The 1050-nt window shown below is 63.2% G+C and carries 1 protein-coding gene and 1 pseudogene; both read right to left on the reverse strand.

Going from position 1 to position 1050, the window contains the following annotated elements:
- Nucleotides 1-395: pseudogene (locus PVW46_RS13225) on the reverse strand (C4-dicarboxylate ABC transporter); the annotation flags it as partial.
- A gap of 46 nt (nt 396-441) precedes the next feature.
- A partial coding sequence (gene dctP, locus PVW46_RS13230) for a TRAP transporter substrate-binding protein DctP (protein ID WP_274576132.1) occupies nt 442-1050 on the reverse strand: 609 nt, incomplete at its 5' end.

Here is a 1050-nt window from a genome sequence, read left to right on the forward strand (position 1 = left end):
TGCTCTTCGAACATCTTCCAGTAGGCGTAAGAGGCCGCGCGGGCATCGGACACCATGAAGGGCAGTTCAAAGACTTCGGTCGTCGGGTAACGGCCGGGCGTATAACCGACGACGGTCCAGACGATATCGGCGATGCCGTCGATAGCCTGGTCCATCAGTTCCGGCGGGGTGCCGCCCAGCTGCATCGAGGGGTAGCGCTCGATCTCGATACGGCCGTTCGAATCCGCCTCGACCTTGTCCGCCCAGACGTCCAGCACCTGCTTCGGCACATTGGCCTGCGCAGGCAGGAACTGGTGCAGGGTCAGCGTGACCTCCTGCGCCATTGCCGAAGTGGTGGTCATCATCGCGGCCAGTGCGGCCCCGGCAATGCCAAGAACGGTTCTGCGTGTGGTCATGTCTTACCTCCCTGAATGACCTCCGCTTTCCCTTTTGGGAAGCGGTTTACTTTGCGTATTCCTGCATGAGGGCCTTGGCCTGGTCGATCAGTGCCTGCCCGTCGATGCCCTTGTCTGCCACATCGGCGACCCATGCATCGTAGACCGGGCGCGCAAGCTCCTCCCAGCGGGCGGCGTCCTCTGCACTGATGGTGATGATATTGTTGCCCCTGTCCACAGCGATCTGGCGCGCGGGCCCGTCGGCCGCGGCCATCGTGCCGCCGGCGAAGACCGAGAATTCCAGCCCCGAATTGTCGTCGATGACCTTTTGCAAGTCCTCGGGCAGGCTGTCATACCGCTCCTGGTTCATGGCCAGGACGAAGGTCAGGTTGTAGATTGCCGGGCCGTCGAACTCGGTGTGATTGTCGACCAGTTCAGAGACCTTCAGCGCCGCCGTCACCTCCCAGGGGATGGTGGTGCCGTTGATGACGCCCTTGGACAGGGCTTCGGGGATGGCTGTCACCGGCAGGCCGATGGGCTCCGCCCCCAGCAGTTCCAACAGCTGGTTGACCATGCGAGAGCCGCCGCGGATCTTCATCCCTTCCAGGTCGGCGGGTTCATCCACCGGGTCGGAAGTGTGCAGCATACCGGGGCCGTGCACCCAGGTGCCCAGGAT

Origin of the sequence: Mameliella sp. AT18 (assembly GCF_028807275.1) — a bacterium.
GTDB classification, from domain to species: Bacteria; Pseudomonadota; Alphaproteobacteria; order Rhodobacterales; family Rhodobacteraceae; genus Antarctobacter; species Antarctobacter albus.